The following is a 12033-nucleotide window of genomic DNA, read 5'->3' as shown; positions in this document are numbered from 1 at the left end:
GCGGCCCCGGCGGGGGCGCCCCCCCGCGCCGCGCGCCGGGCGCCCCCCCCGCCCCCCCCCGCCCGCCCGGTCCCGGCCCGCGAGCCCTCGGGCCGGGACCGCACCAGGGCGGTGGCGTGATGCCGATCCGCCCCGAAAACAAGATCCGCTACCCGTCCGACTGGCCGCAGATCAGCGGGCGCATCAGGTTCGAGCGCGCCGCCGGCCGGTGCGAGTGCGTCGGCGAGTGCGGCCACGAGCACGGCGTCCGGTGCGAGGCCCGCCACGGCGAGCCGCACCCGGTCACCGGATCGAAGGTCGTGCTCACCACCGCGCACCGCAACCACGCCCCGGAGGACTGCCGCGAGGAGAACCTCTTCGCGGCCTGCCAGCGCTGCCACCTGGCGTACGACGCCGACGAGCACCGCCAGGCCGCCGCGCGCACCCGCGAGGCGCGGAGACGGGCTGCGGCGAAATGACGATCTTGCTCGCGAGAAGGAGGAGGCACTACGCACATGGACTCGCCAGACCCGTTCGCAGGGTCACGAGACACAGGCCGCGCCTGGTGACGTGGTTCAAGGTAGACGACTCGTTTCATTCCCATCCCAAGCAGACAGCGGCGTCGCTCGCTGCGATCGGGCTGTGGGCCGTGGCTGGCTCGTGGTCGGCGAAGCATCTCACCGATGGCTACGTGCCAGACCACCAGATCCCGTCACTGTCCCGAGGCCAGATCGAGCTGGCGAAAGAGCTTGTGGGCGCCGGGCTGTGGAGGCGAACGAAGGGCGGCTACCAGTTCCACCAGTGGGACTCCGACGCCGACGGCACGGTCCGGAACCTGAAGAAGACCGAGGTGGTGACGGAGCGACGGAAGAAGTCATCGGGCGGGAAGATCGGCAACCATCGCCGATGGCATGAGGCGCGAGGAATCAGTGACCCTGACTGCCCGTACTGCCAGGGCGAACATCGGTCATCCGATCGGTACTCCGATCGGTCTGCTGACTCGACTCCGAATCCCCCCGTCCCGTCCCGTCCCGATCCGAAGGATCGGACCCCTACGGGGTCCGATCCAAGGGAGGTAACTCTTTCGTCGTCTGTCTCCGTAGGTGACGCGCACGCGACCCTGACCGACGACGACTTGAAGATCGATCAGACGGTCATCGGGCTGCTCGCCGAGCTCACCGGCCGCACCGTCTCGCCGAACCACGCCGCCAGCGTGCGACGGCAGATCCTCGGCGGCCGGGCCGTCGACAAGCCGCTGCCCTACGTCGCCCGCGCCATCCGGGAGCGGCCGAAGGACTTCCTGCCCGCAGCTCCCGCCGCCGAGAAATGCGTGATCCATCTCCTTGACCAGCCATGCCGCGGCTGCGCGGCCGACCGCCTGGCAGGTGGCACATGACGACCGACCCCTACGCGAGCGACGCCGGCCGCCTGAAGGCGGCGCTGGCCCGCTGGCTCACCGACCACGGTTTCGCTGACCCGGCCACGGGCGCCACCGAGCTGCTGCACATGGTGCGCGGCCACGGCTGGCGGGTGGTGGAGGCGCTGCAGCCGCCGCCCGAGCCCCGCCCGACGCAGGACCTGCCAGCCGAGTACCTGGCCGTGAAGGCGGCCCTGACGAACCGAGAGAGGACCCCCGAATGACCAAGCTGGTGTTCCTGGACACGGAGACGACCAGCCTCGACGACGAGCGCGGCGAGGTGTGGGAGATCGGTGCCATCGTCCGCCGCCCGGACCACGACAACGTGGTGGGCGACGTGGAGTACCTCTGGCAGACGTGGCCCGGCCTGTCCATCGCCGACCCGAACTCGCTGCGGATCGGCCGCTTCTACGAGCGGAACTGGCTCGCCCGGGGGTCTGCAGACAGCGACGCCGCCATCGAGATCCCCATCAGCGAGGGTGAAATCCAGCAGCCCGACCTGCCCATGGACTACCGCACCAAGCAGCAGGTGGCCCGAGACCTGGCGGTGCTGCTGGACGGCGCGCACGTCGTCGGGGCGGTGCCCGACTTCGACTACCGCTTCCTGCGCCGGTTCCTGGCCACGCATGGTCACCGCTGGACGGCGCACTATCACCTGATCGACATCGAGGCCATGGCGGTCGGCTGGCTGCACGGCAAGGCCGCCCAGCTCGCCGTGCGGGAGCCGGACATCGACTGGCGTGGGATGGCCGCCGAGACGGCCGGGCTGCCCTGGAAGAGCACCGACCTGTACCGCGCCCTCAAGGTTGATCCCGACCGGTTCGAGGCGCACACCGCGCTCGGCGACGCCCGGCTCGTCAAGGCCGTCTACGACGCGATCACCGGCGGTGCGTGATGGCTCCCCGTGTCTCCGTCCTGGTCAAGCCCGTCGAGGGCGGCCACCAGGCCGTGTGTCAGACCCACGGCTGCGCCGAAGGCCCCGCCAGCGGCGTGTGGAAGTCCGACGTGCACACGGTCAAGGCCGGCGCCGAGGACGACGCCCGCACGCACCGGCAGTGGCACCGCCGCCAGCAGGCCGTCCCCGTCGAGAAGATCACGCTCTTGTGGGTTGGCGACCACGGCCTGGCCACGACGGAGCGGAGCGTCACCCCCGAGCAGGCCGACCGGATCGCCGGCGAGCTGCTCGACGCTCGCACCAGCGATGGTGTGGAGCTGCTGGTGGTGCGCGCCCGGCGCGGAAAGCTCTCGCTGGTCGACGTGGTCGTTCCCCTCCAGGTTGCGGCGCGGACCATGGCCGACCTTGCGGAGGTGCAGTGATGGCACCTTCAGACGGTCGGAGCCACCGCATGACCGCCGACATGCCGCTGATGGCGAGCCTCGCCGAGCACCGCCTTCACCTCGGCGTGCACATGTACGAGGTGGCCGAGGCACTCGGCATCACAGTGCCCACGCTCAGCGCGTGGGAGCACGGCCGCCGCTCACCGCGCTGGCCGCACGTGATCGCCTACGGCCGCCGCGTCGACCGCCGCATCGTCGTCCGCGACGGAGACACCGTGCTCGCCGAAGGGCTCTACCTGCCCGCCCAGCTGCCCATCCTGCGCGGCGAGCTCGGGCTGTCCCAGAGCGACGTCGCCCGCCGCCTGGGCGGAAGCCGCGGCCAGGTCGGCAACCACGAGCGGCGGGCCGGCCACCAGCTGGTGACGGTCGAGCGGTACGTGACCGTCGGCCTGCGCCTCCAGCTCACCCACCTGGCGGCGGCATGACGCGGCCGCTCTTCCAGTTCCCCGTCTTCGGCACACCGGCCGGGCAGGGCAACCTCAAGGGCTCGAAGCACGGCAAGCTCCGGCACGCCAACGGCGACGAGCTGAAGGAGTGGCGCGGCAAGGTCCGCCAGGCCGCCATCGACCACACCGGGGCGCACGATCGGCAGCCGTTCGGCGCGCGGCCATGCGTCCTGTGTGACCGCCCAGCCAAGGCGCACGGAGAGCTGCTCGGCCCCGTCCGGTTGGAAGCGGTCGTCACCGTGGCCAGACCGAAGTCGGTGAGGGCCGACTGGCCAACCACGCGCAGCACCAGCGACTGGGACCACTACGCCCGCGCGATCGGCGACGCCCTTACCGGCGTGGCCTACGCCGACGACAGCCAGGTCGTCGACGGCCGGGCCGTCGTCACCTACCCGCTCATCCACCCCGACGCCCTGCACCAGCCGGGCGCCGTCATCAAGATCTGGAACCTGGAGACCGCGTGACCAAGTTCAAGTTCGACTCGCAGATGCATATGGCCGCCGCCGACGCGCTCGCCCCGCACATCCGCGGCATCTACGACCGGCCCGGCTCCAGCATCCTGTTCATCGGCGAGGCCAAGCACGTCGAGCGCACCCAGCCTGCGCCCGACAGCGACGCCGAGGCCTCCGTCAAGGTGCGCATCATCCAGCTGGAGATCCCCAACCGCGACCAGGAGGACGCCATCCGGGAGGCGGCCCGCGCCCTCCACCTTCAGCGCACCGCGCAGGGCACCCTCGACGAAGAGGGCCAGCTCATCCTGTCGCAGGGCACGCTGAAGCGGATCGCCGGCCGCCTGCACGAGGTCGAGGTGTCCCGCCTGCGGGCGGGCCTGGGCCACTGGGTGGCGTACGCCCAGCGGGTGAAGTCGAACGGCAAGCTGACCGCGACGGAGCTGCGCCAGGAGATGGACCAGCTCGCCGACGGCCTGGCCGCGCTGCTCGCCAACACCGGCGAGGAGGCGTGATGCACATCGGGGAGCTGTTCGACCTCGCCCACCTCGACGAGCGGATCGCGTCCGGGTACGTCCGCGTCCAGGCGCACCCCACCGACCCGCTGCGGATCTACAACTACACGGAGAAGACCCAGTACGAGCGGGCCTGGGACTTCGTCACCATGACCTGCCGAGGCCTGATCGTGGACGAGCGTGATCGGGTCGTGGCGCGCGGGTTCCCGAAGTTCTTCAACCACTCCGAGCCGTCCGCCGGCGAGCTCGACTTGTCGGCGCCGGTGCAGGTGACGGACAAGCTCGACGGCAGCTTGGGCCTGATCTATCCGGCGGCCGACGGCTGGGCTGTGGCCACGCGAGGCTCGTTCGCCAGCGTGCAGGCGGTGCACGCCACCGAGGTGCTGCGCCGCCGCTACCCGGCATTCGTGCCGCCCGCCGGGGTGACGGTGCTGGTCGAGATTGTCTACCCGGAGAACCGGATCGTGTGCGACTACGGCGGCGCTGACGACTTGTTCCTGCTGGGTGGCGTCGTCACCGCGACGGGCTGGGTTCTGGGACCGCGTGACGTCCAGTCGTGGCCCGGCCCGTCCGCGGCGGTGTTCTCGCTCGGGACGCTCGCGGACGCGCTGGCGATGCCGCCCCGCGAGGGCGCTGAGGGGCTGGTGGTGCGGTACCTGGACACCGGCCGCATGGTGAAGATCAAACAGGATGACTATGTCGCGTTGCACAAGGTGATCACCGGGTTGAACGCGCGCGGCGTGTGGGAGCTGCTCGGCGAAGGCAAGACCGTCGCCGAGATTTGCGAGCCGCTGCCGGATGAATTTCATGCCTTTGTCCGGACGGTTGCGGATGAACTCGCGTCGGAGCAGGTGCGCGTTCTCACGGAAGCGCAGAAGGAGTTCCGGCTCCTGCTCGCCCAGTCGATGGCTGGTTACCCCATCGAGTCAGGTTTGTGCCACTGCGGATGCGGTGGGGAAACACCGCTCGCCACCAGCACGGCCAAGGGCTATCGGCTCGGGGAGCCGACGCGGTTCATCCCCCGCCACACGCTTCGGCCGATCCCCATGGAGATCGACTTCGGATCCGGCTGCTGGATATGGACGGGCGCGAAGAGCAACAACGGCTACGGAAAGACCCGAACCACCACGGCGCACCGTCACCTCTACACCCACCTCAAGGGTGTCGTGAGAGATGGGTACGACCTCGACCACCTGTGCCGAGTGCGTGTCTGCGTCAACCCCCACCACCTCCAAGAGACCACGCGCAGCGAGAACGCGCTTCGAGGAGCAAAGACCAGGTTGACCCGCGAGCAGGTGGCAATGATCAGGTCTTCCACGGTTGGGAACACGTCCGAGTTGGCGCGCAGCATGGGCCTTCCCGTCAGCACGGTCGATGCGGTTCGGCGCGGCGATACGTGGGCGAACGACGACACAGAGGTCATCGAGAAGCCGATCAGCCGCGAGTTCCGAGCGGCATTCGCGCGCCTTGCCTCTACCTCGACGCTGCGTCCGTGGCTGTTCAACCTGCTCGACGGCCGCGACCCGCGCCCCGCCATCTGGAAGACGCTCCGCCCCTCCGGCGACCTGCGCCCGATCACGTTCTCGGAGGACGCCGCGTGAGCACGCTCATCATCGCCCGCGGCCTGCCCGGCAGCGGCAAGACCACCAAGGCCGTCGCCTGGGTGGCCGAGAAGCCCGACACCCGCGCCCGCGTCAACCGCGACGACCTGCGCAGCATGGCCCACGACGGCGCCCACATCAAGGGCGTCACCGAGGCGCGCATCATCGCCGTCCGCGACTCGGCCATCTCCGCGCTGCTGCGCAAGGGCGTCGACGTGGTGAGCGACGACACCAACCTGCCGTCGCGGACCGTGCGAGACCTGACCCAGCTGGCGAAGCGGGCGGGCGCCGACGTCGAGGTGTGGGACCTGACCGACGTGCCGGTGGAGGCGTGCATCGCCCGCGACGCGGAACGACCGCGGCCCGTGGGGGAGCCGGTCATCCGCGACATGCACACGAAGTACCTGCGAGGCCGCCCCCACCCGCTGCCCATCCCGGAGGAGGCCGGCGACATCGTCGGCGACCTCCGGCCGTACGTGCCCGTGCCGGGCGCGCCTCGGGCGGTGCTCGTGGACATCGACGGGACGACCGCGCTGATGAACGGCCGGTCGCCGTTCGACGAGACGCGCGTCGGCGACGACCTGCCGAACCTGCCCGTCATCAAGGTCGTCCGCGCCCTCGCGGCCGCGGGGAACCGGGTCGTGTTCATGTCGGGCCGCTCGACCGCCTGCCGGTCTGCCACCGAGGCGTGGCTGGCCGAGCACGTGGCCATCCCGTACGACGCCCTCCACATGCGGTCGGCCGGCGACATTCGCCGCGACTCGATCGTGAAGCGCGAGCTGTTCGACGCGCACGTCCGCGACGCCTACGACGTGGCGTGCGTCCTGGACGACCGCCGCCAGGTGGTCGTCATGTGGCGGTCGATCGGCCTCACTGTCCTCCAAGTCGCCGACGGCGACTTCTGACCTGAAGGAGGTGTCACCGTGCTCCTCATCATCAAGGCCTTCGCGAAGAAGCTGCTGATCGGGTTCGGCGTCGTCTGCCTGGTCGTGTTCGCGGTCAAGCGGCCGGACATGCTCGGCACCCTCATCGACAAGATCGCAGACGGTGTCATCGTCGCGATCAACGCGGGCGTCACGCTGCTGGAGAAGATCGCCAGTGAGTGAGCCGATCGTCATCCACGTCGCAGCAGAGCCCACCTTCGGCGGCCTCTACCAGGAGTGCTCCCGCTGCGGCTACGTGCTGCAGGACTACACCGGCAGCCACCCGATGGTGCCGGAGGACGACGCCGGGATGGGCATCCCGTTCTGGTCGGTCGGCCGGCCGGTCGCCGTCCAAGGCACCGCCACCTGGGTCATGCCCGACGGCGCCGAGCTGGCGCCGGGCGAGATCGAGTGCAGGGCCACCTCATGACCGAGCAGCCCACCTACATCGACTGCGACGGCGACGAGCTGTACGTGCGGCCGGCGGACTACGGCGGCGTGCCGCACGCGACGATCGGCGTCCTCGCCGCCGACGGGCGCCTGGCCGCCGTCCACATCCCGCCCGACCGGGCCTGGGACATCTGCGAAGCGATCCTCGTGGCCGCCGGAGCCAACACCGGCCCCACCACCCCAACCCCCGAGGAGTCCTGATGCGACTCGAACTCGACCTGAGCCCAGACGACTGGGCCGACTACAAGGGCGCGCCGCTCGCCGAGATGAAGCGCGTCGGCGTGCTCACGCCCGCAGAGCCGGTCGGCGTCCGGCACTTCGTCCGCCAGGGCGTGCTCGTCGACGGCCAGCTCGTCACAGTGGTGACGCCGTGGGTGATGTGGCAGGCCGCCCACCGCGCCCTGGCGGAACGGCTCGGCGAGGACCCGGTGCCCACCGCCGTGCCGGAGCCTGCCGAGCCGGCGGAGCTGCCGCCAGTGCTCGCCGCCGTGCAGGAGGCGATGGCCGCGCACGACAAGCAGTGGGGCCTCGGGCCCGAGCACCTCGACGGCACCGATCCCGACGAGTGGCGGGACAGCGCGAACTGGAGCCGTCTGGCCGCCACCGAGGCCGCCATGACCGGCGAGCTCACGTGGGCGCACACCCTGCTGGAGGCCGTGCACGCCGCTCTGGTCATGGAGGACCCTGTCGAGCTGCGCCAGGCGCTCGCTGCCGTAGCCGGCACCGCGTCGGCGTGGATCAAGGCGATCGACGGGAGGACGTCATGAGCTGGAGGAAGGCCCGCGCTTCGCAGGGCTGCTCGAACTGCGTTGAGGTGTCGCCGCTCGCCGATGGCGGGGTGGCGGTGCGTGACAGCAAGGCCCCGGACGGGCTGACGCTGGCATTCACCGCTCCCGAGTGGGCCGCGTTCCTGGCCGGGGTGCGCGACGGCGAGTTCGACCAGGAGGCGCTCCGTGGCTGAGATCACGTACCACGAGGCGCACGAGCCGTACATGGAGGCCGTCGCCGACGCGTTCGACGCTGCGGGCCTCGCCGTCGAGGACTGGCACGCCGACGCCAATGACCCGCGCGACGGCTGCATCAGTCTCGCCGAGCGGGATGCCGACGGAGACCAGCGTCATGTTGCGTGGCACGAGGAGCAGGGCTGGTTCTACGGCACCAGCGCCGAGGACGGCCACGGCGAGATCCGGAACATCTGGTGGATCTGTGACGACGTGCTGCCCGAGCCGGCCGACGTCGTGGCCGCCGCCCGTAGGTGCATCGCGGGCGACCACTCGCAGGCGACCATCTTCCACGGCTACTACAGGCACTTCGACGACGAGTCCGACGACGGGTTCGAGGAGCGGCTGCTCGCCTACGCGGGAGGCGACGATGGCTGAGCGTTGCGAGCGCACGGAGCTGTTCGTCGACCAGCGCGCTCACTGCCGGGGCATGACCGAGCCCGCGCCCGAGCGCCCCAGGTCCCGCCCGTGGTTCCCTGCGGCGTTCCCCGGCTGCTGCGCGGAGTGTCTGGACACCTTCGACGAAGGTGACCTGATCCGCTCGGACGGTGCGGGCGGCTGGATCGCCGACTGCTGTGAGGGTGACGATGACTGACCGCACCGCCGATGAGCTGCGCGAGCTGATTCGCGAGGGTCACGGTCTGCTCAAGGACATGCGCGCCGAACGCCGGGCGATCGAGCAGCTGCTCGACGACATCCCGGCGAAGGTGGACGCCCGCATCGAGGAGCGGGTGAAGGCCGGGCTGGAGGTGCTCGGAGAGCAGACCAAGGAGGCGATGGACCGCGCCGTCGCCAAGGTCGGCCGCGAATTCGACCGGCTGGAGGCCATCCTGACCGGCACCGATCCGGCGTCCCGCCGCCAGGGCAAACGCCCGCTGGAGGAGCTGTTCCGCGAGCACCGCGAGGGACGGCCATCATGACGATCAGCCAGGTCGTCTTCAACTGCGACACACCGAGGTGCCTCACACACGTCAAAGTCGCCGCGCCGGACGTAGAGAGCGCCGTCCGCCTGGCTGGTGAGCAGTTCGGCTGGTCGCAACGCGACGGCAAGGACCTCTGCGATCTGTGCACCCGCGTGCCCGCCTGCTGCCGCTGCAGCCCCGTCATCTGCCGGAGCGACGACACCGGCGACCACTGCGCTACGGCCGGCTGCGCCTACTGCATGAACGGCTGCCCTGCCGCCGACGACGTGCCCTGCTGCAAGGAGGCTCCGGCCGTGGGCAACCCCGCCGAGCAGAACGGCGCTGACCTGCTACTCGACCACATCCAGCAATGCCACCCCCAAGTCGAAGCTCTGGTCGCCTCACAGAGCGGACCCGTGGACGTGGCCGAGCTGGAGCGGGCGGGGTGGACGGTTGAGCGCACCGAGTACGTCGCCGGGAAGCGCGTCCGGATCATGCGAGCGCCCGACACCCGGGCCACCCGAGAGGAGAACCCCGATGATTGACCTTCCGCAGGCGGCCGTTCATGCCGCCGCCGAGTACCTGCGTGCCGATGAGGTGGACAGGGGTGGCGCCGACGACGTCGAGCCCGTGCAGGAGTTCTACGCGGACGCCCGCGAGATGCTCAAGCCTGTCGCGCCGGTCCTGATGGCGGAGGGCATGCGTGCGTTCGCCGCCTACCTGGAGGCGCACACCATGCTGGCGCCGGTGCCGTCGAGCGTGTACGCCCAGCTCGCCCGCGAGCACGCCGAGCGGATGGAGGCGGGCGAGGGCGAGGAGGGCGATGACTGCTTCACCGCCGCCGAGCTGGCCGCGCTCGACCTTGTGGCCCGGCTCTCGGAGAAGCTCGGGCAGGTGATAGGCAACGGCCCGGACCACGACGCCAATGAGCTCCTGGCCCACCTGCATGCGGTCCAGCACGCGCTTATGGCCCAGGCCACCGCCCGCCTCTATCCCGAGCGGTTTCGCCTCCTGGGAGGGGTCGTCGATGCCTGAGATCCGCCTGCGTTGCATCAACGCCGAGTCCGCAGCCGCCGCCAGCGAGGCTGATCCCCGCCTGGCCGGCGACACCGTGCATACCGCGCGGGCGGACGGCTCTGACGTGGTGATCGGCTACCACGACATCCGGTGGCCGATGGACGTCGCCGAGTGGGCTTTCCAGAACGGTCACGCCCACGACCATGATGCCGCCCTGGTCATCGCCGGAGTGCAGGGCGGCCGCCATGTCTGAGCAGGTGCACGAGACGATCGAGCCGATCCGGCCTGAGGACGTGCCCGCCGGCCTGATCGACGCCGTCTACCCGACCGTCCTCGCCCACAGCATGCCCTGGCACCCGGACGCGGTGCGCATCCTCGCCGCCGCGCTGCTCACCGAGGCGTGCGAGCAGATCGCCCAGGCGGTCGAGACGGCGTGCACCGACGAGCACACGGGCGTCGTCGAGCCGTACGGCGACCTGGCGGCCGCCGTCGTCCGATCATGGCCGGAGGAGCTCGATGCCTGAGCTGATCCCCCTGGCTGTCGGAGTGCTGCTGCTGGCCGCCGTCCAGGCGGTCGGCGTCACGCTCATGCTCCTCCTCAACCGGCGGGAGGGGGAGCAGGCGCTCGTCTGGTGGTACGGCCTCACCGGCTGGATCATCTGGCTGCCCCTGTACGGCGTGGCCGCTCTGCACGAGCGCCTCGCCCAGCGCCGCCGACCCATCCGCCGCCGGACCGAGAACAAGCCACACCAGGAGGGAAAGCACCATGGCTGATAAGCCTCGGGTCCGCATTGACCCGGTCAGTCACGCCGCCTGGATCGACGGCCAGCCCGTTCACCTCCCGCCCCTGCAGTTCCGGCTGCTCGCCTTCCTCGCGGCCCGCCCAGGACAACTCGTCACCCGCGACGAGATCATGCGCCAGGTGTGGCGGACCGAGTGGTTCCCGAGCACGAAGACGGTCGACATGCACGTGTCGATGCTGCGCAGGCAGGTCGGCGACGACGGTAAGGACCCCACCATCATCCTCACGGTGCGCGGAGTCGGCCTGCGCCTCACCCCCGGCACCGTCGAAGTCGCCGGCCGCGCCAGGCATCTGACCGCCGAGGCGCGCCACCTGTGCGAGCAGGCGCTCGCCGGCGTCGCGTCCGGCTGGGTGCCCGCTGAGGTGGGCGCGTTCGCCACCACGGTGCTCGCCGCGCTGGAGGCCGCCGATGATTAGCCCGTCCGGCGTCGACACCGAGTACCTGCGCACGCTGCTGCCCGTCGTTGAGATGCACTTCCGCACGCTGATGCAGGCCGACCTCGACCGGCTCAGGAAGGTGGCCGCGATGTCCGGCGACGACGGCACCGCGCTCTGGCTCGACGGGCTGCTCGCAGCGTGGGAGCGGTACATGCAGCACGAGCGGCACCAGGCCCTTCAGGAGCGGGCGGCCGCGCTCGCGAGGCCGTCGACGGCCGTGATCGGCCCAGCCGCGCCGGGAGACGCCGATGTCTGAGCCGCCCGCCGCCGTCGACCACGACCGGCGCACCCAAGCGATCATCTTCAACACCCTCACCACGCAGTCCCGGGCGCTCCGCCTTGACCTGTCGCTGACCGACCGGGACACGATCGCCGACGCGGTCATCGCCGCCCTCGCCGCGCGCGGCTACACCATCACCTACACCGGGAGCGACTCATGAGCACCGACCTGACACCCGAGCAGCGCCGCCAGGTCGAACGGCTCATCACCCGCGCCGCCCGGGCAGCGCGCGCCGCCGGCGTGCTCGTGTTCGCGCTGCTGCTGGCGGCGATCTGGCTCGGCGACTGGCGGTACGCCGCGACCGCCGTGCTCGTGCTCCCGGTCGGAGTGGCCGCCGCCGCGCTCGCTGGTCGGCTCCGGCGGAGCGTCGCCGGGACGGAGGCACAGCCGTGAAGCCTGCGCCCGCCAACAGCGTGACCCCCGACGACCCGGACTTGTACGAGGCGTGGGTGATCGACCATGCCAGCCCCGACTA

General features: G+C 70.8%; 27 protein-coding genes. All 27 read left to right on the top strand.

Annotated features, from left to right (window positions below; genetic code table 11):
* The first annotated feature begins 119 nt into the window (after nt 1-119).
* The 27 genes from AB0G11_RS41205 to AB0G11_RS41075 all read left to right on the top strand — a co-directional run bounded on the left by AB0G11_RS41205 (nt 120) and on the right by AB0G11_RS41075 (nt 11951).
* Nucleotides 120-458 (top strand): hypothetical protein, encoded by a 339-nt coding sequence (locus tag AB0G11_RS41205; protein ID WP_357592214.1) that lies wholly within the window; start codon nt 120-122, stop codon nt 456-458.
* Nucleotides 459-544: 86 nt separating this feature from the next.
* On the top strand, nt 545-1375 hold the full coding sequence (locus AB0G11_RS41200; protein ID WP_357592212.1) for a hypothetical protein: 831 nt from the start codon (nt 545-547) through the stop codon (nt 1373-1375).
* Entirely contained in the window at nt 1372-1620 is a 249-nt protein-coding gene (locus AB0G11_RS41195) for a hypothetical protein (RefSeq protein ID WP_357592210.1), read from the top strand. The genes AB0G11_RS41200 and AB0G11_RS41195 overlap by 4 nt, the downstream gene beginning before the upstream one ends.
* Nucleotides 1617-2291 (top strand): hypothetical protein, encoded by a 675-nt coding sequence (locus AB0G11_RS41190; protein WP_357592208.1) that lies wholly within the window; start codon nt 1617-1619, stop codon nt 2289-2291. The genes AB0G11_RS41195 and AB0G11_RS41190 overlap by 4 nt, the downstream gene beginning before the upstream one ends.
* Entirely contained in the window at nt 2291-2713 is a 423-nt protein-coding gene (locus tag AB0G11_RS41185) for a hypothetical protein (RefSeq protein ID WP_357592206.1), read from the top strand. Before AB0G11_RS41190 ends, AB0G11_RS41185 begins: the two co-directional genes overlap by 1 nt.
* A gap of 29 nt (nt 2714-2742) precedes the next feature.
* Entirely contained in the window at nt 2743-3159 is a 417-nt protein-coding gene (locus tag AB0G11_RS41180; protein WP_357592204.1) for a helix-turn-helix transcriptional regulator, read from the top strand.
* Nucleotides 3156-3644, top strand: coding sequence for a RusA family crossover junction endodeoxyribonuclease (locus AB0G11_RS41175; RefSeq protein WP_357592202.1), 489 nt, complete (start codon nt 3156-3158; stop codon nt 3642-3644). The genes AB0G11_RS41180 and AB0G11_RS41175 overlap by 4 nt, the downstream gene beginning before the upstream one ends.
* Nucleotides 3641-4144 carry a hypothetical protein gene (locus AB0G11_RS41170; protein ID WP_357592200.1) on the top strand — a complete coding sequence of 168 codons (504 nt, stop codon included), beginning with the start codon at nt 3641-3643 and terminating at the stop codon, nt 4142-4144. The genes AB0G11_RS41175 and AB0G11_RS41170 overlap by 4 nt, the downstream gene beginning before the upstream one ends.
* Nucleotides 4144-5745: an RNA ligase gene (locus AB0G11_RS41165; protein ID WP_357592198.1), complete on the top strand. Its 1602-nt coding sequence runs from the start codon at nt 4144-4146 to the stop codon at nt 5743-5745. The genes AB0G11_RS41170 and AB0G11_RS41165 overlap by 1 nt, the downstream gene beginning before the upstream one ends.
* Entirely contained in the window at nt 5742-6650 is a 909-nt protein-coding gene (locus AB0G11_RS41160; protein WP_357592196.1) for an AAA family ATPase, read from the top strand. The genes AB0G11_RS41165 and AB0G11_RS41160 overlap by 4 nt, the downstream gene beginning before the upstream one ends.
* 18 nt (nt 6651-6668) lie before the next feature.
* Nucleotides 6669-6851: a hypothetical protein gene (locus AB0G11_RS41155; protein ID WP_357592195.1), complete on the top strand. Its 183-nt coding sequence runs from the start codon at nt 6669-6671 to the stop codon at nt 6849-6851.
* Entirely contained in the window at nt 6844-7098 is a 255-nt protein-coding gene (locus tag AB0G11_RS41150) for a hypothetical protein (protein WP_357592193.1), read from the top strand. The genes AB0G11_RS41155 and AB0G11_RS41150 overlap by 8 nt, the downstream gene beginning before the upstream one ends.
* The gene (locus tag AB0G11_RS41145) at nt 7095-7319 is read left to right on the top strand and encodes a hypothetical protein (protein WP_357592191.1); all 225 of its coding nucleotides are present in this window, start codon (nt 7095-7097) and stop codon (nt 7317-7319) included. Before AB0G11_RS41150 ends, AB0G11_RS41145 begins: the two co-directional genes overlap by 4 nt.
* Nucleotides 7319-7885 (top strand): hypothetical protein, encoded by a 567-nt coding sequence (locus AB0G11_RS41140; protein WP_357592189.1) that lies wholly within the window; start codon nt 7319-7321, stop codon nt 7883-7885. The genes AB0G11_RS41145 and AB0G11_RS41140 overlap by 1 nt, the downstream gene beginning before the upstream one ends.
* Nucleotides 7882-8079 carry a DUF397 domain-containing protein gene (locus AB0G11_RS41135; RefSeq protein WP_357592187.1) on the top strand — a complete coding sequence of 66 codons (198 nt, stop codon included), beginning with the start codon at nt 7882-7884 and terminating at the stop codon, nt 8077-8079. The genes AB0G11_RS41140 and AB0G11_RS41135 overlap by 4 nt, the downstream gene beginning before the upstream one ends.
* Complete coding sequence (locus AB0G11_RS41130; RefSeq protein ID WP_357592185.1) at nt 8072-8497, top strand: DUF6292 family protein; 426 nt, start codon at nt 8072-8074, stop codon at nt 8495-8497. The genes AB0G11_RS41135 and AB0G11_RS41130 overlap by 8 nt, the downstream gene beginning before the upstream one ends.
* Nucleotides 8490-8714, top strand: coding sequence for a hypothetical protein (locus AB0G11_RS41125; RefSeq protein WP_357592183.1), 225 nt, complete (start codon nt 8490-8492; stop codon nt 8712-8714). The genes AB0G11_RS41130 and AB0G11_RS41125 overlap by 8 nt, the downstream gene beginning before the upstream one ends.
* On the top strand, nt 8707-9039 hold the full coding sequence (locus AB0G11_RS41120) for a hypothetical protein (RefSeq protein WP_357592181.1): 333 nt from the start codon (nt 8707-8709) through the stop codon (nt 9037-9039). Before AB0G11_RS41125 ends, AB0G11_RS41120 begins: the two co-directional genes overlap by 8 nt.
* Complete coding sequence (locus AB0G11_RS41115) at nt 9036-9566, top strand: hypothetical protein (RefSeq protein ID WP_357592180.1); 531 nt, start codon at nt 9036-9038, stop codon at nt 9564-9566. The genes AB0G11_RS41120 and AB0G11_RS41115 overlap by 4 nt, the downstream gene beginning before the upstream one ends.
* Nucleotides 9559-10056: a hypothetical protein gene (locus AB0G11_RS41110; protein ID WP_357592178.1), complete on the top strand. Its 498-nt coding sequence runs from the start codon at nt 9559-9561 to the stop codon at nt 10054-10056. Before AB0G11_RS41115 ends, AB0G11_RS41110 begins: the two co-directional genes overlap by 8 nt.
* A complete protein-coding gene (locus AB0G11_RS41105) occupies nt 10049-10291 on the top strand; it encodes a hypothetical protein (RefSeq protein ID WP_357592176.1) in 243 nt (80 codons plus the stop codon). Before AB0G11_RS41110 ends, AB0G11_RS41105 begins: the two co-directional genes overlap by 8 nt.
* Nucleotides 10284-10562, top strand: a complete 279-nt coding sequence (locus AB0G11_RS41100) for a hypothetical protein (protein ID WP_357592174.1) — start codon at nt 10284-10286, stop codon at nt 10560-10562. The genes AB0G11_RS41105 and AB0G11_RS41100 overlap by 8 nt, the downstream gene beginning before the upstream one ends.
* Nucleotides 10555-10812 carry a hypothetical protein gene (locus tag AB0G11_RS41095; protein ID WP_357592172.1) on the top strand — a complete coding sequence of 86 codons (258 nt, stop codon included), beginning with the start codon at nt 10555-10557 and terminating at the stop codon, nt 10810-10812. Before AB0G11_RS41100 ends, AB0G11_RS41095 begins: the two co-directional genes overlap by 8 nt.
* Nucleotides 10805-11257, top strand: coding sequence for a winged helix-turn-helix domain-containing protein (locus AB0G11_RS41090; RefSeq protein WP_357592170.1), 453 nt, complete (start codon nt 10805-10807; stop codon nt 11255-11257). Before AB0G11_RS41095 ends, AB0G11_RS41090 begins: the two co-directional genes overlap by 8 nt.
* Complete coding sequence (locus AB0G11_RS41085) at nt 11250-11534, top strand: hypothetical protein (protein WP_357592168.1); 285 nt, start codon at nt 11250-11252, stop codon at nt 11532-11534. Before AB0G11_RS41090 ends, AB0G11_RS41085 begins: the two co-directional genes overlap by 8 nt.
* Nucleotides 11527-11718 (top strand): hypothetical protein, encoded by a 192-nt coding sequence (locus AB0G11_RS41080; RefSeq protein WP_357592167.1) that lies wholly within the window; start codon nt 11527-11529, stop codon nt 11716-11718. Before AB0G11_RS41085 ends, AB0G11_RS41080 begins: the two co-directional genes overlap by 8 nt.
* On the top strand, nt 11715-11951 hold the full coding sequence (locus AB0G11_RS41075) for a hypothetical protein (protein ID WP_357592165.1): 237 nt from the start codon (nt 11715-11717) through the stop codon (nt 11949-11951). The genes AB0G11_RS41080 and AB0G11_RS41075 overlap by 4 nt, the downstream gene beginning before the upstream one ends.
* Nucleotides 11952-12033 lie beyond the last annotated feature (82 nt).

The organism is Nonomuraea sp. NPDC023979, from assembly GCF_040639085.1.
Lineage (GTDB): Bacteria > Actinomycetota > Actinomycetes > Streptosporangiales > Streptosporangiaceae > Nonomuraea > Nonomuraea ceibae.
The sequence above is the reverse complement of the archived record's forward strand: the minus strand, read 5'-3'. Positions and strand labels throughout refer to the sequence as shown.

Excerpts from the sequence above, each read along its gene's own strand:
- AB0G11_RS41205 (WP_357592214.1), top strand. The coding sequence starts at position 120 with ATGCCGATCCGCCCCGAAAACAAGATCCGCTACCCGTCCGACTGGCCG.
- AB0G11_RS41195 (WP_357592210.1), top strand. The coding sequence starts at position 1,372 with ATGACGACCGACCCCTACGCGAGCGACGCCGGCCGCCTGAAGGCGGCG.
- AB0G11_RS41190 (WP_357592208.1), top strand. The coding sequence starts at position 1,617 with ATGACCAAGCTGGTGTTCCTGGACACGGAGACGACCAGCCTCGACGAC.
- AB0G11_RS41185 (WP_357592206.1), top strand. The coding sequence starts at position 2,291 with ATGGCTCCCCGTGTCTCCGTCCTGGTCAAGCCCGTCGAGGGCGGCCAC.
- AB0G11_RS41180 (WP_357592204.1), top strand. The coding sequence starts at position 2,743 with ATGACCGCCGACATGCCGCTGATGGCGAGCCTCGCCGAGCACCGCCTT.
- AB0G11_RS41175 (WP_357592202.1), top strand. The coding sequence starts at position 3,156 with ATGACGCGGCCGCTCTTCCAGTTCCCCGTCTTCGGCACACCGGCCGGG.
- AB0G11_RS41165 (WP_357592198.1), top strand. The coding sequence starts at position 4,144 with ATGCACATCGGGGAGCTGTTCGACCTCGCCCACCTCGACGAGCGGATC.
- AB0G11_RS41145 (WP_357592191.1), top strand. The coding sequence starts at position 7,095 with ATGACCGAGCAGCCCACCTACATCGACTGCGACGGCGACGAGCTGTAC.
- AB0G11_RS41140 (WP_357592189.1), top strand. The coding sequence starts at position 7,319 with ATGCGACTCGAACTCGACCTGAGCCCAGACGACTGGGCCGACTACAAG.
- AB0G11_RS41135 (WP_357592187.1), top strand. The coding sequence starts at position 7,882 with ATGAGCTGGAGGAAGGCCCGCGCTTCGCAGGGCTGCTCGAACTGCGTT.
- AB0G11_RS41125 (WP_357592183.1), top strand. The coding sequence starts at position 8,490 with ATGGCTGAGCGTTGCGAGCGCACGGAGCTGTTCGTCGACCAGCGCGCT.
- AB0G11_RS41120 (WP_357592181.1), top strand. The coding sequence starts at position 8,707 with ATGACTGACCGCACCGCCGATGAGCTGCGCGAGCTGATTCGCGAGGGT.
- AB0G11_RS41115 (WP_357592180.1), top strand. The coding sequence starts at position 9,036 with ATGACGATCAGCCAGGTCGTCTTCAACTGCGACACACCGAGGTGCCTC.
- AB0G11_RS41110 (WP_357592178.1), top strand. The coding sequence starts at position 9,559 with ATGATTGACCTTCCGCAGGCGGCCGTTCATGCCGCCGCCGAGTACCTG.
- AB0G11_RS41105 (WP_357592176.1), top strand. The coding sequence starts at position 10,049 with ATGCCTGAGATCCGCCTGCGTTGCATCAACGCCGAGTCCGCAGCCGCC.
- AB0G11_RS41100 (WP_357592174.1), top strand. The coding sequence starts at position 10,284 with ATGTCTGAGCAGGTGCACGAGACGATCGAGCCGATCCGGCCTGAGGAC.
- AB0G11_RS41095 (WP_357592172.1), top strand. The coding sequence starts at position 10,555 with ATGCCTGAGCTGATCCCCCTGGCTGTCGGAGTGCTGCTGCTGGCCGCC.
- AB0G11_RS41090 (WP_357592170.1), top strand. The coding sequence starts at position 10,805 with ATGGCTGATAAGCCTCGGGTCCGCATTGACCCGGTCAGTCACGCCGCC.
- AB0G11_RS41085 (WP_357592168.1), top strand. The coding sequence starts at position 11,250 with ATGATTAGCCCGTCCGGCGTCGACACCGAGTACCTGCGCACGCTGCTG.
- AB0G11_RS41080 (WP_357592167.1), top strand. The coding sequence starts at position 11,527 with ATGTCTGAGCCGCCCGCCGCCGTCGACCACGACCGGCGCACCCAAGCG.
- AB0G11_RS41075 (WP_357592165.1), top strand. The coding sequence starts at position 11,715 with ATGAGCACCGACCTGACACCCGAGCAGCGCCGCCAGGTCGAACGGCTC.